Origin of the sequence: Microbacterium sp. TWP3-1-2b2 (assembly GCF_049896145.1) — a bacterium.
Taxonomy (GTDB): Bacteria; Actinomycetota; Actinomycetes; order Actinomycetales; family Microbacteriaceae; genus Microbacterium.
This window is the reverse complement of record NZ_JAFCTS010000001.1, coordinates 837,973-861,259: the sequence shown is the minus strand read 5'-3', so window position 1 is coordinate 861,259 and position 23,287 is coordinate 837,973. Positions and strand designations below refer to the sequence as shown.

Annotated in this window: 20 protein-coding genes; 4 read left to right on the top strand and 16 right to left on the bottom strand. The window is 66.6% G+C overall.

The annotated features are described in order from the left end of the window. Positions 1 to 42: 42 nt before the first annotated feature. From ACP7AR_RS04300 to ACP7AR_RS04270, 7 genes are all read right to left on the bottom strand, one after another. Positions 43 to 867 (bottom strand): shikimate dehydrogenase family protein, encoded by an 825-nt coding sequence (locus ACP7AR_RS04300; protein ID WP_426183127.1) that lies wholly within the window; start codon positions 865 to 867, stop codon positions 43 to 45. A 4-nt stretch (positions 868 to 871) separates the two neighbouring features. Further along, positions 872 to 2,344, bottom strand: coding sequence for an endolytic transglycosylase MltG (gene mltG, locus ACP7AR_RS04295; RefSeq protein WP_426187626.1), 1,473 nt, complete (start codon positions 2,342 to 2,344; stop codon positions 872 to 874). A 2-nt stretch (positions 2,345 to 2,346) separates the two neighbouring features. After that, positions 2,347 to 2,820, bottom strand: coding sequence for a Holliday junction resolvase RuvX (gene ruvX, locus ACP7AR_RS04290; RefSeq protein ID WP_426183125.1), 474 nt, complete (start codon positions 2,818 to 2,820; stop codon positions 2,347 to 2,349). Further along, a complete protein-coding gene (alaS, locus tag ACP7AR_RS04285) occupies positions 2,817 to 5,477 on the bottom strand; it encodes an alanine--tRNA ligase (protein ID WP_426183123.1) in 2,661 nt (886 codons plus the stop codon). Before alaS ends, ruvX begins: the two co-directional genes overlap by 4 nt. 67 nt (positions 5,478 to 5,544) lie before the next feature. Beyond that, the gene (locus ACP7AR_RS04280; RefSeq protein ID WP_426183121.1) at positions 5,545 to 5,733 is read right to left on the bottom strand and encodes a hypothetical protein; all 189 of its coding nucleotides are present in this window, start codon (positions 5,731 to 5,733) and stop codon (positions 5,545 to 5,547) included. 108 nt (positions 5,734 to 5,841) lie between these two features. Beyond that, positions 5,842 to 6,471 carry a 30S ribosomal protein S4 gene (rpsD, locus tag ACP7AR_RS04275; protein WP_426183119.1) on the bottom strand — a complete coding sequence of 210 codons (630 nt, stop codon included), beginning with the start codon at positions 6,469 to 6,471 and terminating at the stop codon, positions 5,842 to 5,844. Positions 6,472 to 6,664: 193 nt separating this feature from the next. Further along, a complete protein-coding gene (locus ACP7AR_RS04270) occupies positions 6,665 to 8,002 on the bottom strand; it encodes a replication-associated recombination protein A (protein WP_426183117.1) in 1,338 nt (445 codons plus the stop codon). Between the two features lie 85 nt (positions 8,003 to 8,087). On the opposite strand from ACP7AR_RS04270, the gene ACP7AR_RS04265 reads away from it, so the two are divergent. After that, a complete protein-coding gene (locus tag ACP7AR_RS04265) occupies positions 8,088 to 8,372 on the top strand; it encodes a hypothetical protein (RefSeq protein WP_426183115.1) in 285 nt (94 codons plus the stop codon). Between the two features lie 160 nt (positions 8,373 to 8,532). Continuing rightward, positions 8,533 to 9,477 carry a formate/nitrite transporter family protein gene (locus ACP7AR_RS04260; protein WP_426183113.1) on the top strand — a complete coding sequence of 315 codons (945 nt, stop codon included), beginning with the start codon at positions 8,533 to 8,535 and terminating at the stop codon, positions 9,475 to 9,477. A gap of 66 nt (positions 9,478 to 9,543) precedes the next feature. Here the strand turns inward: ACP7AR_RS04260 and ACP7AR_RS04255 are convergent, their stop codons facing one another. The 5 genes from ACP7AR_RS04255 to nirB are packed head-to-tail and all read right to left on the bottom strand — an operon-like array spanning position 9,544 to position 15,580. Beyond that, positions 9,544 to 10,224, bottom strand: a complete 681-nt coding sequence (locus ACP7AR_RS04255; protein WP_426183111.1) for a sirohydrochlorin chelatase — start codon at positions 10,222 to 10,224, stop codon at positions 9,544 to 9,546. Beyond that, positions 10,221 to 11,354, bottom strand: a complete 1,134-nt coding sequence (locus tag ACP7AR_RS04250; protein WP_426183109.1) for a uroporphyrinogen-III synthase — start codon at positions 11,352 to 11,354, stop codon at positions 10,221 to 10,223. Before ACP7AR_RS04250 ends, ACP7AR_RS04255 begins: the two co-directional genes overlap by 4 nt. After that, a complete protein-coding gene (cobA, locus tag ACP7AR_RS04245) occupies positions 11,351 to 12,607 on the bottom strand; it encodes a uroporphyrinogen-III C-methyltransferase (protein WP_426183107.1) in 1,257 nt (418 codons plus the stop codon). The genes ACP7AR_RS04250 and cobA overlap by 4 nt, the downstream gene beginning before the upstream one ends. 1 nt (position 12,608) lies before the next feature. After that, positions 12,609 to 13,004: a nitrite reductase small subunit NirD gene (gene nirD, locus ACP7AR_RS04240; protein ID WP_426183105.1), complete on the bottom strand. Its 396-nt coding sequence runs from the start codon at positions 13,002 to 13,004 to the stop codon at positions 12,609 to 12,611. Further along, the gene (gene nirB / locus ACP7AR_RS04235; protein ID WP_426183103.1) at positions 13,001 to 15,580 is read right to left on the bottom strand and encodes a nitrite reductase large subunit NirB; all 2,580 of its coding nucleotides are present in this window, start codon (positions 15,578 to 15,580) and stop codon (positions 13,001 to 13,003) included. The genes nirD and nirB overlap by 4 nt, the downstream gene beginning before the upstream one ends. 207 nt (positions 15,581 to 15,787) lie before the next feature. Here nirB and ACP7AR_RS04230 point away from each other — a divergent pair, with 207 nt between their 5' ends. Continuing rightward, positions 15,788 to 17,137 carry a DUF349 domain-containing protein gene (locus ACP7AR_RS04230; protein WP_426183101.1) on the top strand — a complete coding sequence of 450 codons (1,350 nt, stop codon included), beginning with the start codon at positions 15,788 to 15,790 and terminating at the stop codon, positions 17,135 to 17,137. Between the two features lie 51 nt (positions 17,138 to 17,188). After that, positions 17,189 to 17,797 (top strand): hypothetical protein, encoded by a 609-nt coding sequence (locus tag ACP7AR_RS04225; RefSeq protein WP_426183099.1) that lies wholly within the window; start codon positions 17,189 to 17,191, stop codon positions 17,795 to 17,797. Here ACP7AR_RS04225 and ACP7AR_RS04220 read toward each other — a convergent pair. The 4 genes from ACP7AR_RS04220 to ACP7AR_RS04205 form a co-directional block, all read right to left on the bottom strand. Beyond that, positions 17,767 to 20,016 (bottom strand): RelA/SpoT family protein, encoded by a 2,250-nt coding sequence (locus tag ACP7AR_RS04220; protein ID WP_426183097.1) that lies wholly within the window; start codon positions 20,014 to 20,016, stop codon positions 17,767 to 17,769. The two genes, ACP7AR_RS04225 and ACP7AR_RS04220, sit on opposite strands and share 31 nt — an antisense overlap. 65 nt (positions 20,017 to 20,081) lie before the next feature. Further along, a complete protein-coding gene (gene secF / locus ACP7AR_RS04215) occupies positions 20,082 to 21,071 on the bottom strand; it encodes a protein translocase subunit SecF (RefSeq protein WP_426183095.1) in 990 nt (329 codons plus the stop codon). Further along, positions 21,071 to 22,798 carry a protein translocase subunit SecD gene (secD, locus tag ACP7AR_RS04210; RefSeq protein WP_426183093.1) on the bottom strand — a complete coding sequence of 576 codons (1,728 nt, stop codon included), beginning with the start codon at positions 22,796 to 22,798 and terminating at the stop codon, positions 21,071 to 21,073. The genes secF and secD overlap by 1 nt, the downstream gene beginning before the upstream one ends. 43 nt (positions 22,799 to 22,841) lie before the next feature. After that, complete coding sequence (locus ACP7AR_RS04205) at positions 22,842 to 23,270, bottom strand: preprotein translocase subunit YajC (RefSeq protein ID WP_426183091.1); 429 nt, start codon at positions 23,268 to 23,270, stop codon at positions 22,842 to 22,844. Between the last annotated feature and the right edge of the window lie 17 nt (positions 23,271 to 23,287).

The following is a 23,287-nucleotide window of genomic DNA, read 5'->3' as shown; positions in this document are numbered from 1 at the left end:
TGAGCGAGGACCTTGTTTTCTCCGCGTGTCGCGGAGATCGCGTCATGGCTGCGTCGAGACCATCAGCGCGGTGCGCATGGCGGCCAGGACGCCCGCTTCATCTTCGAGCTCGTGCAACGGACTGCCGTGGACGAACACGCGCACCTGCCGCACAGCCTGGTGCAGCAGCATCGCGACGCCAGGGATGACCTGGCCGCTCGGCCATGCGGCAGCCAGTGCGGATGGCCACGGTGCATACGCGACATCCAGCAGGGTGCCGCCTCCGGCAGCGAACGCGGCGGAACCGTCCAGCACAGCGCCGCCGGGAAGCGTGGCGACCGTGACATCGACCTGGTCGATCTTGGCGGCGAATTCGCTGACACTGACCTCGACTCCGAGTCGCTCCCCCAGCGCGCGCAACGGGATCGCACGTTCCGGCCGGCGCGCGCGCACGTCGATGCGCTGCGCTCCCATCTCTACGGCAGCCACCAAAGCCGATGCCGCGGTCGCCCCCGCTCCGAGTATGCGTGCGCGAACGACGCTGCGGACCTCATGTTCGGCGAACGCATCGATGATGCCGCCGACATCCGTGTTGAATCCGGCCGACTCGGGCTCCAGAAGCAGGGTGTTCACAGCACCGGTCAATTCGGCGTGACGGTCGTGCCGAACCGCCGCGCGGAACGCCACCTCCTTGAGGGGCATCGTGAGGGACAACCCTCGCCACGAGTGATCCAGATCGTCGATCGCCGCCGCGAAGCCGTCAGCGTTCACCTGCCGGCGTCCGTACTCCCATTCCAGACCGAGAACACGGATGGCGGCAGAATGCAGGGCGGGCGATTTGCTGTGAGCGATCGGATCGCCCCACACCGCCAGATGACGGGCGCTCATCGATTCAGCATCCCTGGTCGGGGTTCTCGCGGCACCATTCTTGCCATGTCTCGATGGCTGCTTGATGTTCGTCGTAAGTTGTGGAGAACACCGTCTCGCCGGTCTGGAGGTTGATCGTGACGAAGTAGAACCACGGTCCGTCCGCGGGATGCATCGCTGCATCGATGGCGGCGTCGTTCGGGTTCGCGATCGGACCGACCGGCAGCCCGGTGTGGACGTAGGTGTTCCACGGGTTGTCGTCGTTCTGAGCCTCGGTGGAGGTGCTCACCACACCGGCATGAAGCTCGCCGTAGCCGTACTGCGCGGTCGAGTCCATCTGCAGCATCATTCCGTCGTCCAGACGGTTCTGGATGACACGCGACACTTTGGCGAAGTCGTCTGTGCGACCCTCGCGCTGGATGATCGACGCGATCGTGAGAATCCGCTGCTCATCGCCGGCAGGCACTCCCGCCGCGGTCAGGGATTCCCGAGTGCGGTCGACCATCCGCTGGATCACCTGCGTGGCTGTGGCCTCCGGATCGAACGTGTAGACGGCGGGGAACAGCCAGCCTTCGAGGCTCTGCGCCGTCACACCGTACGCAGCGGGATCGGCGACCGCAGCCTGAAGATCTTCCAGAGGAATGCCGATGCCCTCCGTGATGAGCGGAAGCGAGGACTCGAGGGTGCCGCCCTCGGGAATGCCGACGGAGTTCTCCATCTTGTTCGCGTCGTCCTGCAGCGCAGCGAGGGCGTCCTCGGCGGTCATCTTCTGCTGCAGCTTGTACACGCCGGGGTAGAAGGTCACCGCGATGTTCTCGTTGACGAGGTAGTCGTAGAAGACTTCCTCGGTCTTGGTCACTCCGGCCTCATAGAGCGTCGTGGACACAGGCGCGCCGGTGTCGCCCTCGCGGATCGTGACGAGCGCCTCACCTGAGGCGATACCGGGTTCGTAGTCTGCCGGCTCTCCCCAGCCCATGACCTCGTTGATCTTGTCGCCATAGGTGTTCATGACCCAGAACCCACCGGCGACAGCTCCGCCGATCAGGGCAAGAACGATGATGAGTGCGACGAGGCAGCCGGTGCGGCGCTTCTTCTTGCGAGGCGCCCTTCCGTCAGAGTCGTCGTGCTCCGCTGCGAACAGATCGTCCAGCGATGCCGGCCCCGACGAGGAAGCAGATGCCGGCTCCGCGGCGGTCGCGCCCTCGGTAGCCGCCGCAGCGTCCGTCATGTCTGCGTCCGGCTCCGCGGCTTCACCGGCCTGTGGCGTATGAGGCTGTGCTGTATGGGGCTCTGCTGCCGCACGCTCTGCCGCCTGAGGCTGTGCCGTTCGAGGCTGGGCCCCCTCGGACCTGGCAGCTTCGCGCAGCGCGCGGCGTGAACCGGGCGCCGGCGGCGTCGAGTCGACGGCGGGAACCTGGTGCCCAGGTGCGGGAAGCTTCGAGAACAGGTCGTCGGAAAGCGAGTTCGACCCGCGTTCTGGACTCTCACGTTCGGGCATGCTCAAGTGGGCTCCTCGTCCGTTGGGACCACGGACCCGGCCGGGTTGCCGGTGCTCTTCTCCGTGTCGATCGCGTGCTGCAGAAGCACCACTGCTGCGACCTGATCGACAATGCTACGAGAGTTTCGCTGAGTTCTGCCAGAAGAACGCAATGCGGCATGCGCCGTGACAGTGCTGAGCCGCTCGTCCATCATGCGCACAGGTACCCCTGTGAGCTGCTGGAGCGTCGCCGCGAACTCGCGGGCATCCGCTGTCGAAGGCGTGTCTTCACCCCGCATGTTGACCGGAAGGCCGACGACGAATTCCAGCGGTTCGTACTCCGCGGCGATCTCTGCGATGCGCGCAAGCGAGTTCTCCGATCGCGGCACCGTCTCGACCGGAACGGCAAGCATGCCGTCGGGGTCGCAGCGAGCCACGCCCACCCGCGCCTTGCCGACGTCGATGCCGAGCCGCACACCGCGGCGAAATCCACTCACGCGCCGCGCAGCTCCTGCGTCACGGCCTCGAGCGCAGCACCGAGTGCGGACGCATCAGTGCCACCGCCCTGAGCGACATCATCACGACCTCCGCCGCCGCCGCCGAGCACACCGGCGGCACGCTTCGCGAGCGCACCGGCTTTCGCGCCCGCCGAGCGTGCAGCATCGTTGGTGGTGACCACGACGATCGGTCGTCCGGCGGCAATGCCGCCGAGGGCGACGACCGCTGCATCAGAGCCGAGCCGCTCACGCACGCTGAGAGCGAGGCCGCGCACGTCATCGGCAGAGGCGACCTCGCCGAGCGACATCGCCGCGACGCGGTACGCACCGACGCGTTCTGCCGCCTCAGCGATAGCGGGAACCTGCCCCTCACGCTGCTTCGCCTCGAACTGGGCGATGCGCTTCTCCGCCGTCTTGAGGTTCGCTGCGATCTCGGCGATCCGCTCGGGAAGCTGCTCCCGAGGAGTCTTGAGGGCGCTCGTGAGCTGAGAGACGATCGCGCGCTCCGCGGCGAGCTCTCGGAATGCGTCCTGACCGACCAGCGCCTCGATTCGGCGGTTGGAGGCACCGACGGAGGACTCTCCGACGACGCTCACCAGCCCGATCTCCGCGCTGGTGTTCACGTGCGTCCCCGCACAGAGCTCCCGCGACCACGGTCCGCCGATGTCCACCATCCGCACGACATCACCGTACTTCTCACCGAACAGTGCCATGGCTCCGGCTTCCTTGGCCTCATCGAGCGACACGATGCGCGTCGTCACCTCGAGCGCCTCCTGCACGGCGCGGTTGGTGATCTCCTCGATCTCAGTGCGCGCGTCGGCAGAGAGGGCCTGCGACCACGAGAAGTCGAAGCGCATGTAGCCCGCGCGGTTGAGCGATCCCGCTTGTGTCGCGGTCGGGCCGAGCGTGTCACGCAGCGCGGCGTGCACGAGGTGCGTCGCGGAGTGGGCCTGACGGGCGGCGCGGCGGTTCGCTGCGTCCACGACGGTCGTCGCACGATCGTCCAGGGCGACGCTGCCGCTGACGACCTGCACCGTGTGACTGATGAGGCCGGCGACCGGCTTCTGCACATCGAGCACATCGAGTTCGAATCCGGCGCCCACGATCGTGCCCTTGTCGGCGACCTGCCCACCCGACTCGGCGTACAGCGTCGTCTCGGCGAGGATGATCTCGGCCACCTGACCCTCGCCGGCGGATGCCACGGGCTGGCCGTCCACCAGGATGCCGAGCACCCGCGACTCGATGTCGAGATCGGTGTAGCCGGCGAATCCGGTCTCGCCGAGGGCGCGGAAGTCGCGATAGACGGACATGTCGGCGAGCTGACGCTTGCGGCTCTTCGCATCGGCTTTCGCGCGTGTGCGCTGCTCCTGCATCAGAGAGTCGAACGCCGTGCGATCGACATTGAGGCCCGCTTCCTCGGCGATCTCGAGCGTGAGATCGATCGGGAACCCGTAGGTGTCGTGCAGGAGGAACGCCTCAGGACCGGCGAGAGTCTGCTTGCCGGCCTTCTTGGTGTCAGCGAGTGCGAGGTCGAGGATCGTCGAGCCCTGAGCGAGCGTGCGGAGGAACGTCTCCTCCTCGGCGACGGCAAGGCCGGAAAGTCGAGTCCAGTCGGCCTCGAGAACCGGGTAGGCGGACTTCATCGCGTCGCGGGAGGCCGCGAACAGCTCGGGGAAGACGGGGGCGTCGACACCGAGCAGCCGCATGGCGCGGACGGTGCGGCGCATGAGGCGACGCAGCACATAGCCGCGGCCTTCGTTCGACGGCTTCACGCCGTCGGAAAGCAGCATGAGAGAGGACCGCACGTGATCTGCGATGACCCGGAAGCGGACGTCGTCGTCGTGGACGGCGCCGTAGCGCTTGCCTGACAGTTCTACGGCGCGGTCGAGCACAGGACGAATCTGATCGGTCTCGTACATGTTCGCCACGCCCTGCTTGAGGAAGGCGACGCGCTCCAGGCCCATACCGGTGTCGATGTTCTTCTTCGGCAGCGGACCGGCGATGTCGAAATCGACTTGCGACCGGACCTCGCTGAGGAGGTCCTGCATGAAGACGAGGTTCCACAGCTCCATGTACCGGTTGTCGTCCGCGGCGGGGCCGCCTTCGCGGCCGAATTCCGCGCCTCGATCGAAGAAGATCTCCGAGTCGGGGCCACCGGGGCCGGGCTGTCCGGTGTGCCAGTAGTTGTCGGCACGTCCGAGTCGCTGAATGCGCTCCTCCGGCAGTCCGATCACGCGCCGCCAGATGTCCGCAGCCTCGTCGTCGGTCTCGTAGACGGTGACCCAGAAGTCCTTCTCGGCGAAACCCAGACCGCCATCGGCCTCACTCGTGGTCAGGAGCTCCCACGCGTAGGTGATCGCTCCCTCCTTGAAATAGTCGCCGAACGACCAGTTGCCGAGCATCTGGAAGAAGGTGCCGTGACGCACGGTCTTGCCGACCTCTTCGATGTCGCTGGTGCGGATGCACTTCTGCAGATCGGTCGCGCGCGCGAAAGGCGCAGGCACGAGCCCGGTGAGATACGGGACGAACGGCACCATTCCGGCGATGTTGAACATCACCGTCGGATCGTCGCTCACCAGCGATGCCGAGGGCACCACTGTGTGACCGTTCTTCTCGAAGTAGCTGAGGTAGCGCTGCGCGATGTCCGCAGTTTTCATAGGGGTACGGCTGTCCTTGAGTGAGGAGGATGAGCACCGCGACGACCGCGGTGCTGTGTGCTTGTGATCAGTGGTCGCCTGGTTCGACCAGGCGAGCCTCCTGCGCTCGGTAGGCGTCGCTGAGAACGGTTGTGAACCCGTTGATCCTGGCGTCGACCTCGGCGAGGATGTCGTGACCGCGAGGATCCTTGTTCATGAAGTGGGCGGCGACGAATCCGCCGATCACACCGATCAGGAACCACAGGAACGTCTTCATCTCGTCATCCTTGCCTTGGACCGCGAGGCGCGGTCTCTCCATCGTATGCGGAAACGACAGGAGGCGTCGGGATAACCCCGACGCCTCCTGCAGGTACTGTTCGCTGAATCAGCGAGCCGCGTAGTACTCGACGACGAGCTGCACTTCACAGGTCACGGGGACCTCGGCGCGCTTCGGACGACGAAGCAGACGTGCCTGGAGCTTGTCGAGCTCGACCTCGAGGTAGCCGGGAACGGGAGGAAGCACTTCGGCGTGTCCGCCGGCTGCTGCCACCTGGAAGGGCTCGGTGCCCTCGCTCTTGGCCTTGACGTGGATGAGCTGACCCGGCTTCACACGGAACGACGGGCGGTCGACGAGCTGACCGTCGACGAGGATGTGACGGTGCACGACGAGCTGACGAGCCTGTGCGGTGGTGCGGGCGAAGCCCGAACGCAGCACGAGGGCGTCGAGACGCATCTCGAGCAGCTCGACCAGGTTCTCACCGGTCAGGCCGTCGTGACGACGAGCCTCGTTGAACGTGTTGCGCATCTGCTTCTCGCGGATGCCGTACTGCTCGCGCAGACGCTGCTTCTCACGCAGACGGACGGCGTAGTCGCTGTCGGTCTTGCGCTTCGTGCGGCCGTGCTCACCCGGAGCGTAGGGACGCTTCTCGAGGTAACGGGCGGCCTTCGGGGTGAGTGCCACGCCGAGGGCGCGGGACAGGCGGACCTTGCGGCGGTCCTGGGACTTCGTAACCACGAAGTTTTCCTTCCGATGACGTGGACGTGTCTTTCACGCCTCACGGACGTATCTCCGCCGTTCTGCCTTCGAGCGCACGCCGGGGCGCCGAGAAGGTGGGGTGTGAACGAGGGGATGCCCGAAAACTGTGTTTCGAGCCGCTCAAGTCTAACAGATCACGATCCGCACCCCCGACGGGGGCAGCCGGCGAAGGTCAGCGACCGCCGAGGATACGGCGGATGCGTTCGAGTCTGGCCGAGATATCGCGCTCGGCGCCGAGCTGTTTGGGCTCGTAGTAACGACGGCCGACGAGTTCGTCAGGCAGGTACTGCTGAGGCACGATTCCGTTCTCGTTGTCGTGGGGGAAGACGTAGCCCCTGCCGTGGCCGAGGCGCTTGGCGCCGGCATAGTGCGCATCTCGCAGGTGCGCGGGAACGCGACCGAAGCTGCCGGCGCGCACGTCGGCGATCGCTGCATTGATGCCGTCATACGCAGCGTTCGACTTCGCAGTGGTCGCGAGATAGACGGTCGCCTCCGCCAACGGGATGCGGCCTTCAGGCATGCCGATGAACGCCACGGCATCTGCGGCCGCCGTGGCGATGACCAGCCCTTGAGGGTCGGCGAGTCCGATGTCTTCGGATGCGGAGATCACGAGACGACGTGCGATGAAACGAGGGTCCTCCCCCGCTTCGATCATGCGGGCGAGATAGTGCAGCGCCGCGTCGACATCCGAGCCGCGGATCGATTTGATGAACGCGCTGATGACGTCGTAGTGCTCGTCGCCCTGCCTGTCGTAGCGCAGCAGCGCGCGGTCGACGGCCTGCGCCACGTCGTCTGCCGTGATGACGCTGGCCTGTTGCTCAGCGTCGTCGGCCGTGCCTGACATGGCGACGGCCGCGGCCGCCTCGAGTCCGGTGAGGGCGCGCCGTGCGTCGCCGGATGCCAGCCGCACCAGCGCCGACCGTGCGGCCTCTTCGATCGATACCGCACCGTTGAGCCCACGCGCATCGGAGATCGCCCGATCGACCAGCAGCGCGATGTCGTCGTCGGTGAGCGGTTGCAGGGTGAGCAGCAGTGACCGCGACAACAGCGGTGAGATCACCGAGAACGACGGGTTCTCTGTCGTCGCAGCGATCAGGATGACCCAGCCGTTCTCCACGCCAGGCAGCAGAGCGTCTTGCTGCGCCTTCGTGAATCGGTGGATCTCATCGAGGAAGAGAATCGTCGTCTGCCCGTAGAGATCGCGCTGCGTGATCGCTTCCTGCATCACCTCGCGCACGTCTTTGACCCCGGCGGTGATCGCCGAGAGCTCGACGAAGCGGCGACCGGACGAACGCGCGATGGCCTGCGCGAGCGTGGTCTTTCCCGTGCCGGGAGGCCCCCAGAGGATGATCGACACCGCGCCGGGCGACGTCGCCTCGGGGTCTGCCAGTGCGACGATCGGAGATCCGGCGCGAAGCAGGTGCTGCTGTCCGGCGACCTCGTCCAGCGAGACGGGACGCATGCGCACGGCGAGCGGCGTCTGTCCCGAGAGCAGAGGTGCGGAGGTCATCCGTCCAGGCTAATGCGACACACCGACAAAGCCCGCCACGATAGGCTCGCAGACGGCGCCCAGCGAGGCGTCGAAGGAGGAGTCCATGGCCGGTCGCGGACCGAAGAACGCACAGCGCTCACGTGCCGAAGCCGAGCGCGCACGCCTGTACGCAGCTCGCACGGCATGGCATGACGGCCAGATCAGGCGGCGCACGCGCGACAACCTGATCGCCGGCATCGTCGGAGGGCTTCTCGTGGTCGGCGCCATCGCGAGCCAGTCGGTGCACGCTTCCGTGTTCGCCCCGGAGCCCGAGCCGACTGAGACCTCCACGCCCGGTCCGATCGAGGACCCCTTCGCCGACCTGTTCTCAGACGCCGCCGTCGAGTAGCGGGCACCTCACACGCGCGCACCTCACACGCGGGCACCGCTGATGTGAGGGGTTCGCTTCACAGTCGTAACGATCGAGGCCACTGCCGGTAACGCCGGTGAGTCACGCTGGCACCAAGCCCAGTCGCTGTGCTCATCCGATACGTCCGTGGAGGTTGCCCGTGTCCTACGTCAAACCCGCTGAACTCGTCACCAGAATGGTCGACGCCGGCGCCTACAAGATGCAGCTGTCTGCCCGCGACACGATCATCCGCGCCTTCATGGGTGCGGCGCTGCTCACGATGGCCGCGGCATTCGCCGTCACCGTCTCGACGAACACCGGGCAGCCCCTTCTCGGCGCCGTGCTCTTCCCCGTCGGCTTCGTCATCCTCTACCTCTTCGGCTTCGATCTGCTCACCGGCGTCTTCACGCTCACACCGCTGGCTGTGCTCGACAAGCGCCCCGGTGCGACGGTCGGTGCGATGTTCCGCAACTGGGGCCTCGTGTTCCTCGGGAACTTCGGTGGCGCCTTCATGGTCGCGGTCCTGATGGCGGTGTACTTCACCTACGGATTCTCGACCGCACCCAGCGCGGTCGGCGAGGCGATCAGCGATATCGGCCACGGCCGCACGGTCGGGTACGCCGATCATGGCGCCGCCGGCATGCTGACGCTGTTCATCCGCGGCGTGCTCTGCAACTGGATGGTCTCCACGGGAGTCGTGCTGTCGATGGTGTCGGACAACGTCGTGGCGAAGATCCTCGCCATGTGGCTGCCCATCATGCTGTTCTTCTACATGGGCTTCGAGCACTCGATCGTGAACATGTTCCTGTTCCCCTCCGGCCTGCTCCTCGGCGCGGACTTCACGATCATGGACTACCTGATCTGGAACGAGATCCCCACCGTCTTCGGAAACCTCGTAGGAGGACTTCTCTTCGTCGGACTCCCGCTGTTCATCACGTACGGCCGCACGGCGACTCGTCGCGTTCGCGTCGTCGCACCGAGCGTGAAGCAGTCGGACGACGTGGAGGTGCCAGCCAACGCCGCGCCTCCCGTCGCGAAGCCGATCGTCCAGCCGGTCTTCGCCGTCGGCACCTCATCGGAGCGCGAACCCGTCGGCATCTCCTGACCTTCGACTCAGAACACCCCGGTGAGACCGAAGCTCGCCGGGGTGTTCTGTTGTCCTCGCGGCCCGTCAGCGGGCCGCGAGGAACCGATCGACGACGACCTGGGCGATGCGCGGATCCGGTGCGAGCGGCAGGCTGACGACATCTGCACCTCCCGAGGAGACGAGACCGGCGAAGAACCCGGGAGCCAGCACGTGACTCGCGGCGATGACGCGCGCAGCGCCACCCGCACGTGCCTCCGCGACGGCCGTACCGATCCGTGGGACGGATGCCGAGGCGTAGCCCACCGTGACAGGAGCCGGAAGCAGCGGGCGCAGCCTCGCGGCGACCGCTTCCACATCGACCAGAGCTGCGGGATTGCTCGACCCGGCAGCGGCGAGCACGACATGGTCTCCGCGCACCCAGCCCATGGGCAGGGCGTCAGAAAGGCGATCGGCCAGAACATCGGCGATGAGCGGGTGCGTACCGAGCGGCTCCGACTGGCGGGCATTCGTGTGCCTGCCCACAGCCCGTGTGATGTCGACCGCGGTGTGGTAGCCGACTGAGAGCAGCAGCGGTACGACGATCACGTCGTCTCGAGGCGCCTCCTGAGCGATGACCTCATCGATCTGCGGCTGCTCCACATCGACCACTGCCGCCACGACCCTGACCGCAGGCAGCAGCGCGCGGACGTCGCCGATCAGACGACGGACAGCTTCCTGCCCCGCAGGATCGTTCGTGCCGTGCGAGCAGGCGATGAGCGTGGTCACGCGGTGTCCTCCACAGCGAGTCGGTAGCCGCGCTTCACGACGGTCCTGACGATGTCGACCGGCCCGAGGGCCTCGCGTACGCGTGCGACGGCCATCTCGACGGCATGCGCGTTCGGTCCGGTGCGCGGAAGTGCCACGGCGATCTCATCTCGTGTGAGCACCCGGCCGCCGGCGTCGAAAAGAGCACCGAGCAGTCCGGCACCCGCCCGAGAGAGGGCGATGAACTCACCGTCGACGACGACGCCGCCGCTGCGCATCGACACGCGTCCTGCTGATGTGGTCAATGTCGGTGCCGACCCTCCACTGCCGAAGTACCCGATCACGCACCGCGCGAGGGAGCCGAGCCGGCCTCGATCGGCGATCGTGTCACGGAGTCGGTGTTCGCGCAGCGGCGCGGCTGTGATCGGCCCGACGGCAGCGAGCAGCAGCCTGCCGGATGCCGCACGGTCTCGGATCCTGTCGAGCGCGTCCAGCCGGATCGCTGAGCGGATCCATTCCGCAGCGCCAGGGGCAGAGGTGAACAGCACAGCATCGACCTCGCCTCCCGCGGCTTGGGTGACGGAGCGTTCCACGAGTGCGGGATCCTCCGGTGGCCCCCAGCGGTAGACCGTGAGACTGACGATCTCAGCACCCGCATCCGAGAGCAGGTCGTCCAGCCCGTCCGAACCCGCGCCGTGGTGCTGCACGGCGATGCGCTTGCCGACCAGGGGCGACGACAACAGGTACTCGGCCACTTCGGCGGCCGTTTCCGATTCCGCCACCCAGTCCGCGACGAACCCGGCCTGCTGGATGGCTCCGTGCGCCTTGGGCCCTCTCGCGATGAATTGCGAACCGCCGAGCGCACCGGCAAGCCCTTCCGCGAGATCGTGCTCGTGGGCGGCATCCATCCAGCCGCGAAAGCCCACTCCGGTCGTGACGACCACGATGTCCGGCGGGCGCTCGACGAGTTCGTGCGTGCGACGGATGAGCTCCTCGTCGTCCGCGTTGGGCACGATGCTCAACGCCGGAGCACGGCACACCTGCGCGCCACGTCGCTCCAGGGCGCTCGCCAGATCGCCGGCTCGGCGATCTGCGGCGATGACGATCGTGCAGCCCGCGAGTGCGGCATCCAGAACGCTCCGCGAGCTCACCTATGGGACTCCCCGCTTCGAACGGCCTCCGGCATGAGCAGTCCTGCCCGCGCGACGTCACCGAACACGATCACCGCGGGGTTGTGCACCCCGACCTCCGCTGCACGTGCGACGACGGCGCCGAGAGTGCTGCGCGTCGTGCGCTGCCTTGGTGTGTGCCCGTTCTCGATGATCGCGACCGGCAGATCCTCGCTGATCCCATGATCCAGCGCCGTTCGCACGACCTGCGGCAGAGCCGCGACGCCCATCAGCATCGCGGTCGTCACTTCGGAATCGGCGAGAGACCGGAGGGTCGTGGCCGAGACATCACCCTGCCCGTTCACGACGTGCAGGGCGGATGCCGTGCCTCGATGCGTGACGGGGATGCCGGCGGCCTGCGGCACTGATATCGCGCTGGAGACGCCGGGGGTGACCTCGACCGGGATGCCGGCCTGCTGACAAGCGATGACCTCCTCGCCGCCGCGGCCGTACACGAACGGATCTCCGCCTTTGAGCCGGACGACGCGCTTGCCTGCCGTGGCGTGCTCGACGAGAAGCGCATTGATCTCATGCTGGGGCACTGGGTGATGGTGCGGGCGTTTGCCCACGTCGATCACGAGGACGTCAGGATCGAGTTCTGCGATCACGTCCGCCGTCGGCCCCAGGCGATCGGCGACGACGACATCGGCCTCCGCCAGCAGCCGTCGCGCACGCACCGTCATGAGATCGAGCGGACCCGGACCTCCACCGATGAGGTCGACGCGTCCGGCGCCGCCCGTACGGCGTCGCCGGAGCGGAAGCCGACCGGAATCCAGCATCCCCTCGATCGCGTCGCGCACCCCTGCGGCACGACGCGGGTCGACGCCGACCTCGCTCGATACGCCGACGACCACATCGCCCGACATCGTCTGCGCCGTCATCCTGGCGCTGGTGTGTGCGCCGTCTGACGCATTGATGCAGAACACCCGTCGCTGGTCGCAGAGCGCGGCGATCTCTCGATCGACCGCGCTGTCGCCGGTGGCGCAGTGCACGAGCCACGCATCGTCCAGGTCGTCGGCGACGAAACGGCGCGGAACCCACTCGATGCGCTCCGGCCCCGTGCCTGTCCCGTCTTCGCCGACCAGCGCGCGCAGCCGTGGGGCGAGATCGGGGGCGACGATTCGAACCAGCGCCCCATCGGCGAGGAATCGCTCGACCCGACGCGCTGCGACTGCGCCGCCGCCGACGAGCACGACGCGGCGCCCGTTCAGCGAGAGTCCCAGCATCGTCGTCATCTCAACGCACCTCCTGCAACGCGTCACTGGCGGACGCTCGTGCTGGTTGCGGCAGCAGATAGACGTCATCGCCCACCGTCTGCGCGACCCATACAGCAAGGCGCCGAGTGGGCTTGCCCTGTGTCTCCAGGCACTCCCCCGTGCGCAGATCGAACACCTGCTTGTGCATGGGGGAGGCGACAGTCGGTGCATCGCCCCTCGTGCCGACGATGCCTCGGGAGATCACATTCGCTCCGCTGTACGGATCGAGGTTCGACACCGCGTGCACGGCGCCGTCCGGCAGCAGGAACAACGCGACCTGCTCTGCGCCGATGAGCGCAGCGCGTCCCCGTTCGACCTCGAGATCCCGGATGCTGCACACGCGAATCGCATCGCCCGCGTCAGTCGGAAGAGTCATCGACGCACCTCCAGGGTCGTGCCGGCGATCATCACGCCGCCTGCCTCGCGCTCCTCGGCGGTGGCCGGCCGGAGTTGGCCACGCGTCGCGACATACGCCAGTGATGGATCGGGCGTCTCAGCCGCATTCACGAACGACTCGAAGCGCTTCAGCTTCTGCGGATCCCGCAGCGTCGCCGCCCATTCGTCCTCGTAATTGTCGACGTGCCTGGCCATCGCTGCGTCGAGATCGTCGCAGATGCCGAGGGAGTCGTCGAAGATGACCTCCTTGAGACCGGCGAGACCGCCTTCGAGCTCTTCGCACCAGGGCGCTGTGCGCTGCAGCCGGTCGGCCGTGCGGATGTAGTACATGAAGAATCGGTCGATCGCGCGGATCAGCTCATCGTCGGAGAGGTCTGACGCGAGCAGTTCGGCGTGGCGCGGCGTGAACCCGCCGTTGCCGCCGACGTACATGTTCCAGCCGGTCTCGGTGGCGATCACGCCGACGTCCTTTCCTCGTGCCTCTGCGCACTCGCGTGCACACCCCGAGACGCCGATCTTGAGCTTGTGCGGAGCCCTGAGTCCGCGATAACGCAGTTCCAGGCGCACCGCCATGCCGACCGAGTCGAGCACGCCGTAGCGGCACCAGGTCGAGCCCACGCACGATTTCACCGTCCGGAGCGACTTGCCATATGCCTGTCCCGATTCGAAGCCGGCGTCCACCAGCCGTTGCCAGATCAGCGGCAACTGCTCGAGGCGAGCGCCGAACATGTCGATGCGCTGTCCCCCGGTGAGCTTCGTGTACAGACCGAAGTCCTCGGCCACCTGCCCGATGACCACCAGACCGGCAGGCGTGACCTCGCCCCCCGGCATCCGCGGCACCACCGAGTAGGTGCCGTCCTTCTGCATGTTGGCCATGACGTGATCGTTGGTGTCCTGCAGGGTCGCGTTCTCGCCGTCGAGCACGTGAGCCCCCACCAGAACGGAGAGGATGCTTGCGAGAGCCGGCTTGCAGATGTCGCATCCGCGTCCGCGCCCGAACCGCTCGATCACTGCGCTGAACGTGGTGAGCTCCGACACCCGCACCGCATCGAAGAGCTGACGACGCGACATGTCGAAGTGCTCGCAGAGCGCATTCGAGACCGTCTGACCGAGCTTCGTGAGCTCTTGACCCACGACCTTCTTCACCATGAGAACGCACGATCCGCAGGTCGCCCCCGCCTTTGTGCAGGCCTTGACCGCACCGGCGTCCATGCAACCCTCCTCGTGCACCGCCTGACGAATCCGTCCGGCGGTCACGTTCGAGCATGAGCACACGACCGCCTCGTCCGCCAGCGCACCTCCCGGCGCCTCCACGCCTCCCTCCGGCATCAGGTAGGCGACCGGATCCGCGCCGAGACGAGCACCGACCAGAGGACGCAAGGAACCGTATGCCGCTGCGTCGCCGACGAGGATGCCGCCCAGCAGGGTCTGCGCATCGTCCGAGAGCACGAGCTTCTTGTAGACACCGGCCACGGGGTCGGCGTACACGACGTCGAGTGCGTTCGGTGTCTGCGCGAATGCGTCACCGAAGCTCGCGACGTCGACGCCGGAGAGCTTGAGCTTGGCGGATTCGTCGTATCCGGGGAAGGTCGCATCGCCGCCGAGCAGCCGTGTCGCGGCGACCTCCGCCATCGCGTAGCCTGGTGCGACCAGCCCGACTGTGCGATCGTCGAAGTTCGCCACCTCACCGATCGCGAGGATCGCCGGGTCGCTCGTGCGGCAGCGGTCATCGATCACCACCCCACCGCGAGGGTGCACATCGAGCTGCGCGTTCCTGGCGAGCTCGTCGCGCGGACGGACGCCGACCGTGAAGATCACGACATCTGCGCGCTGGAAGCTGCCGTCCTGGAACTCCAGTGCGGTCACGGCACCGGAGTCGTCCGGATCGAGCCTGGTCGTGCGCGACTCCGTGCGCACAGCGATGCCCCTCGCCTCGATGAGACGACGCAGCATGCCACCGCCGGCGAGGTCGAGCTGTGCGGACATCAGACGATCGGATGACTGCACCACCGTGCAGTCGACGTCGAGGCCCTGCAGCGCGCCCGCTGCCTCCAGGCCGAGCAGTCCGCCTCCGATGACTGCGCCGCGCAGCGGTCGTCCGAGTTCGCCGCTGCGGTGCTGCACGAACCGGCGCAGCTCCTGCACGTCGTCGAGGGTGCGGTAGACGAAGCATCCGGGCAGGTCGGCGCCGTCGACTGCGACACGCGCCGCGTACGAACCCGTCGCGAGAACCAGTGCGTCGTATCCGATCACGCGTCGCGTTCGAGTAAGCACGGTGTGGGCGCGCCGGTCGATGCGGATGACCCGGTCATCGGGGATCAGAGTGACGCGCTCGTCGTCGAAGACGTCACGATCGAGTGTCAGCTCAGCCGGAGTCGCTCCGGAGAAGTACCCGGTGAGCCCGACGCGATCGTACGGATACCGCGCTTCATCGCCTATCACTGTGACGAGCACCTCGCCATCGGCACGGCTCAGCACACTCTCCACGAAGCGGTGCGCCACCATACCGGCGCCGACCACGACGACCCGCGTCACCGATTCGATGTTCTCGTTCACTGCGCCTCCAACACGTCGGGGATGACCAGACACTATGAGCGCGGTGTTTCGCGGACCCGGCGCCTCCCGTTACGCGCGTCGAACGTTCTCCTCACAAAACGGTAACGACTCTGTGAGATCCGAGCCCCCTCGCACAGTGCCCGGCTCGTACTAGGCTGATCAACGTCCTTTCCCCCTCCCGCGGGCTGACCGCGCAAGGAGCACATCGTGTCTGCCACCGAGCCTTCGAAGCCGACTCCCCCCGTCCCCGCGCCCCCGCGCATCCCGATGCCGCCGCGCACTCCCGCACCCGTTGCGGCTGCGGCACCGGTGTCGCCTGTCGCGGCAGCCGACTCGGCTGACTGGGGTCGCGTCACCGAAGACGGAACCGTCGAGGTGCGAGAGGGCGAGGAGTGGCGCGTCGTCGGCCAGTACCCTGACGGCACGACCGACGAGGCTCTCGCCTACTACGTGCGCAAGTTCGACGATCTCGCATTCAAGGTGCACACGCTCGAGCAGCGTCATCAGGCCGGCGGCGCGTCAGCCGGCGACCTGACGACGCAGGCCAAGCACCTCGTGGACGAGATCACAGGCGCCGCTGCCGTCGGCGATCTCGCATCGCTGCGCGCGCGTCTGGAGACGCTCACCTCTGCTCTGTCAGAGGCCAGCGCTGCCGAGGCGCAGCAGGCGAAGGAACTCGTGGACGCGGCGATCGCCGAGCGTACCGTCCTTGTCGAGAGCATCGAACAGATCGCCGCTCGCGATCTGTCGAAGGTGCAATGGAAGCAGGTCACCGAAGAGGTGACCGCGCTCTTCGACGCGTGGCAGGCACAGCAGCAGAGCGGTCCTCGCCTGCCAAAGGGCATCTCCCAGCAGCTCTGGAAGCGATTCCGTGACGCACGCTCCGTCGTCGACAAGAGTCGCCGGGCCTTCTACTCCGACCTCGATGAGACGCACAAGGCGGCGCGTGAGCGCAAGTCCCAGCTGATCGAGCGAGCGGAAGCCCTGGCGCCCAAGGGCGTGGACGGGATCCCCGCGTATCGCACGCTGCTGGATGAGTGGAAGGCATCCGGTCGTGCAGGACGCAAGGCCGATGACGCGCTGTGGGCGCGCTTCAAAGCCGCGGGCGACGCGCTGTACGCTGCGCGAGCTGAGCAGTCCGCTGCGGAAGAGGCGGAATCGGCCCCGAAGATCGAGGCCCGCGAAGCTCTGCTCGAGGAGGCCAAGGCAGTAGCCGACGAGCCCAACATCAAGCAGGCACGCGCCCTTCTCACCCGCATCCAGCGCCAATGGGACGACGTGGGCCGCATCTTCCCGCGCGACCGCGAGCGTGCCTTGGACGACAAGCTGCGCGTCATCGAGCAGTCGCTCAAGTCCCGCGAAGAGGTGGACTGGAAGCGCAACAACCCCGAGACCAAGGCGCGCGCCAACGACATGAGCCAGCAGCTCCTCGACGCGATCGAGAAGCTCGAGGGTGAGAAGGCCGCAGCCGAGAAGGCCGGCGACAAGAAGGCCGCCAAGGAGGCAGCCGACGCTCTCGAGGCCCGCCGGGCCTGGTTGAACGCGCTCGACGCCTGACCTTATCCACAGCCCGCCCCGGCGAGGAGAGCAGCGAGTCACACTGAACGTGTGGATCCGTCACTGTTCTACCGACCCGGGGCGCTGCTGTCTGAGGCGGAGCTGAGCGCAGCACGTCTGGACGGAGTGCTCGTCGAGGTGGGTGAAGGCTACATGCCCGCCGACCTGCCGGAGGATGACGGTGCCAGAGCTGCGGCTCTCGGCCCGGTGCTCTCCCCCGGTTACGCCGCGAGCGGCCCGACCGCGGCCTGGGTGCACGGCATCGGTGATGCGCCGCCGCTGCACCATCACATCCAGCGCGCTGTCGATCGTCGCCCTCGCGTGCCGCTGCGCACGAACGTGATCGTGCACGAGGGGCAGGTCCCGTTGAGCGATCTGATCTTCCTCGCCGGGGCACCGGTGACGACGCGGCTGCGGACGATGACCGACCTCGTGCTCACGTCGAGCCGGTTCAGCGAGTGCGCCGTGTGGATGCGGGGTATGGCTGAAGCGTTCCCCTCACTGGTGCCGCGCGTGCAGACGCTGCTCACAGCTCGCTCACGGATGCCGGGCAAGCGTGCTGCCCTGGCCGCCGTGAGCGCGCTCCTGAACGAGCGCGCTCAGGACGAGGTCGCTCAGGCCGAGCCCGCTCAGGACGAGGTGACGCGGTACACGTCGTAGACGGCGTCGATGCGGCGGACGGCGTTGAGCACGCGGTCCAGGTGCACGGAGTCGCCCATCTCGAACACGAACCTGCTGATGGCCAGCCGCTCGTCATTCGTGTTCACGGTCGCGGAGAGGATGTTCACGTGGTGCTCGCTGAGCACGCGTGTGACATCGGAGAGGAGACCCGCGCGGTCCAGCGCTTCGACCTGGATCTGCACGCGGAACACGCTCTTGGTCGTCGGGGCCCACTCGACCTCGACGAAGCGCTGCTCCTCGGAGCTGAGTGCCTTGACGTTGACGCAGTCCGCTCGATGCACTGACACGCCGCTGCCGCGAGTGACGAAACCGACGATCGGGTCACCCGGCACAGGAGTGCAGCACTTGGCGAGCTTGACGAGGATGTCGTCGGCGCCACGCACGAGTATGCCCGAGTCGCCCGTCCGCGGCTCACGAGAGCGCGGCTTGCCTGGGATCTCGATCGCACCGGTCGTCGTGTCATTCGCCGCGATGAGTGCGGTGACCTTCTCGAGCACCGACTGCGTGGAGACGTGGCCTTCGCCTACCGCGGCGTACAGCGCGGAGACGTCTTCGTAGTGCAGCTGGTGGGCCACCTCGGCGAAGGAATCCTGACTCATCAGCTTCTGCAGCGGCAGGTTCTGCCGGCGCATCGCGCGGGCGATGGATTCCTTCCCCTGCTCGATGGCTTCCTCGCGCCGCTCCTTCGTGAACCAGCCGCGGATCTTGTTGCGCGCACGGGTGCTCTTGACGAAGCTGAGCCAGTCCTGGCTGGGTCCGGCATCCGGGTTCTTCGATGTGAAGACCTCGACGACATCGCCGCTCTTGACCGCCGTCTCCAGGGGCACGAGGCGACCGTTCACCTTCGCACCCATCGTGCGGTGACCGATCTCGGTGTGCACGGCATAGGCGAAGTCGACCGGTGTGGCGCCGGCGGGAAGCCCGATCACGCGCCCCTTCGGCGTGAAGACGTAGACCTCTTTCGCTCCGATCTCGAAGCGGAGCGAGTCGAGGAACTCGCTCGGATCTGCGGTCTCGGCCTGCCAGTCGGAGATGTGGGCCAACCACGTCATGTCCGTGTCGGTCGGACCGCCGATCGGCCTGCCGCCGTTCATCCGCTCTTTGTACATCCAGTGCGCGGCGACGCCGAACTCCGCCTGCTGATGCATCTCGTGCGTGCGGATCTGAATCTCGACCGTGCGGCCGCTCGGCCCGATGACGGTGGTGTGCAACGACTGGTAGAGGTTGAACTTCGGGGTGGCGATGTAGTCCTTGAACCGGCCGGGAAGAGGCGTCCAACGCGCGTGGATCGCGCCGAGCACCGCATAGCAGTCCCGCACGGAGTTCACCAGGACGCGGATGCCGATGAGGTCGTAGATGTCGTCGAACTCGCGTCCGCGGATCACCATCTTCTGGTAGACCGAGTACAGCTGCTTGGGCCGGCCGCCGACCTTGCCGCGGATCCTCAGGTCATGGAGGTCCTCGTTGATGGACTCGATGACCTGGGCGAGATACTTCTCGCGCTGCGGGGTGCGCTGCGCGATCAGGCTGTTGATCTCGGCGTAGATCTTCGGGTGCAGCACCGCGAACGAGAGATCCTCGAGTTCGGACTTGATCGCCTGGATGCCGAGACGGTTGGCGAGCGGAGCATAGATCTCCAGCGTCTCCCTGGCCTTCTTCTCCGCCTTCTCCGGCGGGACGAAGCCCCAGGTGCGCGCATTGTGCAGGCGATCGGCGAGCTTGATGAGCAGTACGCGGATGTCCTTCGACATCGCCACGATCATCTTGCGGACGGTCTCGGCCTGCGCACTCTCGCCGTACTTGACCTTGTCGAGCTTGGTGACGCCGTCGACGAGCATGGCGACCTCGTCGCCGAAGACCTCAGTCAGCTCCGAGAGCGCGTACCCGGTGTCCTCCACGGTGTCGTGCAGCAACGCAGCGGCGATGGCCCGCGGTCCGAGCCCCATCTCTGCGAGGATCTGCGCGACGGCGAGCGGATGAGTGATGTAGGGCTCGCCGCTCTGACGCTTCTGCCCCTCGTGCTTCTCATGGGCGACGCGGTAGGCGCGTTCGATGATCGCGAGGTCGCCCTTGGGGTGGTTGACCCGCACCGTGCGAACGAGGTTGTCGAGATCGTTGATGCGGGGCGCGCGCGAGAAGATGCGGGGCACCAGCCTTCTCAGACTGGATCCCTGCGTCGACGTGTTCGCCTCCGCCATCACTACACCTCCGGGTCAGAACATCCTACGCGTGCAGAGCAGGCACGGCTTCGCAGCCGAAGGTGCTACACGTCCGCGCGTGCGCGTTCGCGCAGCTCGAGCACGCGGTTGTCCCGAGCGATGATCTGCGGCTCCTTCTCGCGGAAGAGCGAGTACAGCGGAGCGGCCACGAACAGCGTCGAATACGTGGCGACGAGGATGCCGACGAAGATCGACAGCGAGATGTCGGTGAGGGTCTCGGCTCCGAGCCAGAACGAACCGATGAACAGGATCGCTCCGACGGGAAGCGCAGCGACGACTGAGGTGTTGATCGATCGGATCAGCGTCTGGTTCACCGCCAGGTTGACGGACTCGCCGAACGTCCGAGACGAGTTCTCACCGTCCTCCGTGGTGTTCTCCCTGATCTTGTCGAACACCACCGTCGTGTCGTACAAGGAATACGCGAGGATCGTGAGGAAACCGATCACCGCCGCCGGTGAGATCTCGAAGCCGGCCAGGGCGTAGACGCCGACCGTGATCACCAGCACGTCGAGCAGGCCGATGATGGCCGCCGCAGACATCTTCCAGGTGCGGAAGTAGATCGCGAGGATGAGGAACGTCAGTGCGAGGAAGATCGCCAGGCCCCACAGCGACTGCCTCGTGACGCTCTCACCCCAGACCGGACCGATGAACGATGATGCGACCTCTTCAGCGGGCACCTCGTATGCCTCGGCCAGCGCACCGGCGACGCTCTGCGTCTCCTCGGGGCTCATCTGAGAGGTCTGCACGCGCACGTCGGTGCCGTTGACGATCGCGACCTTGGCGGCGGCCTCGGGAACGACGGACTGAACGGCCTCCGTCGCGATCGACTGATCCGTGTCCTCCGGCGCGAGCACCGTGAACTGCGAACCGCCGGTGAACTCGATCGAGAATTGCACAGGGCGCAGCAGCGGGACGAGAGCCGACGCCACGACAAGGGCGATCGCGATCACGAACCACAGGCGGCGCCTGCCGACGAACGGGAATGAGGTCTTCCCGCTGTAGAGGTTGTTGCCGAACTCATTCATGGAGGCCATCAGCGCTCTCCCTCGCTTCCGGCATCTGTGGTTCTGTCGCCGGCCAGCGCCTCAGCGCGTTTGCGTTCGGCGATGGTCTGTCGGCGTTCTGCTTCCGCGCGCGAGCGGCTGTTCTTGGCAGCGCGTCCTGCGGTCGCCGGAGTCACCTGGCGGTACTGCGTACGAGTGCGGTAGACCGCACCGAGAGCCTCGGGATCGAGACCCGACAGCTTGTGCCCGCCTCCGAAGAACCGGGTTCGCGCGAGCAGCTGCATCACGGGATGCGTGAAGATCACGAAGATGAAGACGTCGATCAGCGTCGTGAGCCCCAGCGTGAAGGCGAAGCCCTTCACCGTGGAGTCGGCCAGGACGTACAGCACGACGGCCGCGAGGATGTTGATCGACTTCGAGATGTAGATCGTGCGCTTCGCGCGACCCCATCCGTCCTCCACCGCGCTGGTGATCGATTTCCCGTCGCGCAGTTCATCTCGGATGCGCTCGAAGTACACGATGAACGAGTCGGCGGTGAAGCCGATCGACACGATCAGACCCGCGACGCCCGCGAGCGACAGGCGGAAGCCGAGGCGCCACGCCAGGATGCACACGATGATGTAGGTCAGCACGCCCATCACGGCGATCGATGCGATGATCACCGACCCGAGCGCACGGTAGCTCAACAGCGAGTACACCGCGACGAGGGCGAGGCCGATGAGGCCGGCGATCAGACCGATCTGCAGTTGCTGCGTACCGAGTGTCGCGGAGACGGTGTCGGAACTCTCGGTCGTGAAGCTCAGCGGCAGTGCGCCGTACTTGAGCTGGTCGGCGAGGCTCTCCGCCGTCTCCTGAGTGAACGAGCCCGAGATGCTGGGCTTGCCGTTGAGGATCTGGGCGTTCATCTGCGGAGCGGAGATCACCTTGCCGTCGAGCACGAAGGCGAACTGATCGCGAGGGCTGAGGCCGTCGATCTGGTTCTGGTAGAGCCGCTGGCTGATCTTGCCGAAGACCTCGGTGCCGTTGCCGTCGAGCACGAGGTTGACGGTCCATGCACCCGACGTCTGATCACGACCGCTGGTCGCGTCGTCGATGGCGTCTCCGGAGAGCTCCATCGGGCCGAGGATGTACTTCACCGTGCCTGTCTCATCACAGGTGATCAGCGGTTCGTCCTCCGGGGCGTTCGCCGCCGTGTTCTCAGGGTCTGCGCAGTCGAATGCGAGGAACTCCGACTGCAGCTTCTCCGTGATCCACGACATGTCGCTGCCGTCGGTCGGCTCGGCGGTCGGTACGGCGTTGGCACTGGGGTCCGGTGTCGGATACGGCGTGGCGTTGCCGTCCTCACCGACGAACTCGGTCGCAGGGTCGCCCACGTAGAGCACTGAGCGGAACTCGAGCTGTGCGCTCGCCTGGATCCGCTCGCGTGTCTCCTCATCGGCCGTACCGGGGATCTGGACGACGATGTTGCGGCCGCCCTCTGTCGTGACGTCGGCCTCGGCGACGCCCGCGGCATCGACGCGCTGGCGGATGATCGCAGCCGCCTGGTCGAGCTGCTCCTGCGTCGGGTCGGCACCGTCTTCCGTGACGGCGCCGAGGACGATTTGGGTACCACCCTGCAGGTCGAGGGCGAGTTCGGGTGTCCACGAGCTCTGCCCGAGTCCCACGCCGACAGCATTGATGCCGAACAATGCGGCCGTCACGATGAGAAGGCTGAGAAGAACCTTCCAGGCGTGACGGACTGGAGAAGAAGATGCCACGTACGTTCAGCTTTCTACGATGCCGGGCGGTCGAGGCGGATGACTACTTGTCGTCGGAGTCGCGATCCAGGCGAGCGCGAGTCTCCTCAGGGGTCTCGAGTGCGGGGTCGACGGGCGGCTCGAGAGGTGTGTTCGGCTCTTCCACGACCTCGTCGGCATCTGCGACGACGACGTCCGCGTCGGTGGTCTCCGGCACAGCGTCCTTGGGCTCGACGATGCGGAGGATCGCCTGGCTGTGCACCTCGATGATGGTGCCGGGGGCGATCTCCACGAGCGCGGGCGAGTCGAGGTCATCGGCGTCGTACGCGACGATCGTGCCGTAGAGCCCGCCCTGCATCAGCACCTTGACGCCGGGGACCGTCTTGGTGGCCTTCTCCTCCTGCTCGGCCTTCATCTGCTTCTGCCGCTTGCGCGTGTTGACGAACATGAAGACGAGGAGAACTGCGAGGAGTCCGAAGAGGACGATTTCCATCAGGCGAAGCCTTTCAA

What these genes read in the sequence shown, in the direction of transcription:
- ACP7AR_RS04300 (WP_426183127.1), bottom strand. Translation starts at nt 867, where the DNA reads ATGAGCGCCCGTCATCTGGCGGTGTGGGGCGATCCGATCGCTCACAGC.
- mltG (WP_426187626.1), bottom strand. Translation starts at nt 2,344, where the DNA reads ATGCCCGAACGTGAGAGTCCAGAACGCGGGTCGAACTCGCTTTCCGAC.
- alaS (WP_426183123.1), bottom strand. Translation starts at nt 5,477, where the DNA reads ATGAAAACTGCGGACATCGCGCAGCGCTACCTCAGCTACTTCGAGAAG.
- ACP7AR_RS04280 (WP_426183121.1), bottom strand. Translation starts at nt 5,733, where the DNA reads ATGAAGACGTTCCTGTGGTTCCTGATCGGTGTGATCGGCGGATTCGTC.
- ACP7AR_RS04270 (WP_426183117.1), bottom strand. Translation starts at nt 8,002, where the DNA reads ATGACCTCCGCACCTCTGCTCTCGGGACAGACGCCGCTCGCCGTGCGC.
- ACP7AR_RS04265 (WP_426183115.1), top strand. Translation starts at nt 8,088, where the DNA reads ATGGCCGGTCGCGGACCGAAGAACGCACAGCGCTCACGTGCCGAAGCC.
- cobA (WP_426183107.1), bottom strand. Translation starts at nt 12,607, where the DNA reads ATGACGACGATGCTGGGACTCTCGCTGAACGGGCGCCGCGTCGTGCTC.
- nirD (WP_426183105.1), bottom strand. Translation starts at nt 13,004, where the DNA reads ATGACTCTTCCGACTGACGCGGGCGATGCGATTCGCGTGTGCAGCATC.
- ACP7AR_RS04220 (WP_426183097.1), bottom strand. Translation starts at nt 20,016, where the DNA reads ATGGCGGAGGCGAACACGTCGACGCAGGGATCCAGTCTGAGAAGGCTG.
- secF (WP_426183095.1), bottom strand. Translation starts at nt 21,071, where the DNA reads ATGGCCTCCATGAATGAGTTCGGCAACAACCTCTACAGCGGGAAGACC.
- ACP7AR_RS04205 (WP_426183091.1), bottom strand. Translation starts at nt 23,270, where the DNA reads ATGGAAATCGTCCTCTTCGGACTCCTCGCAGTTCTCCTCGTCTTCATG.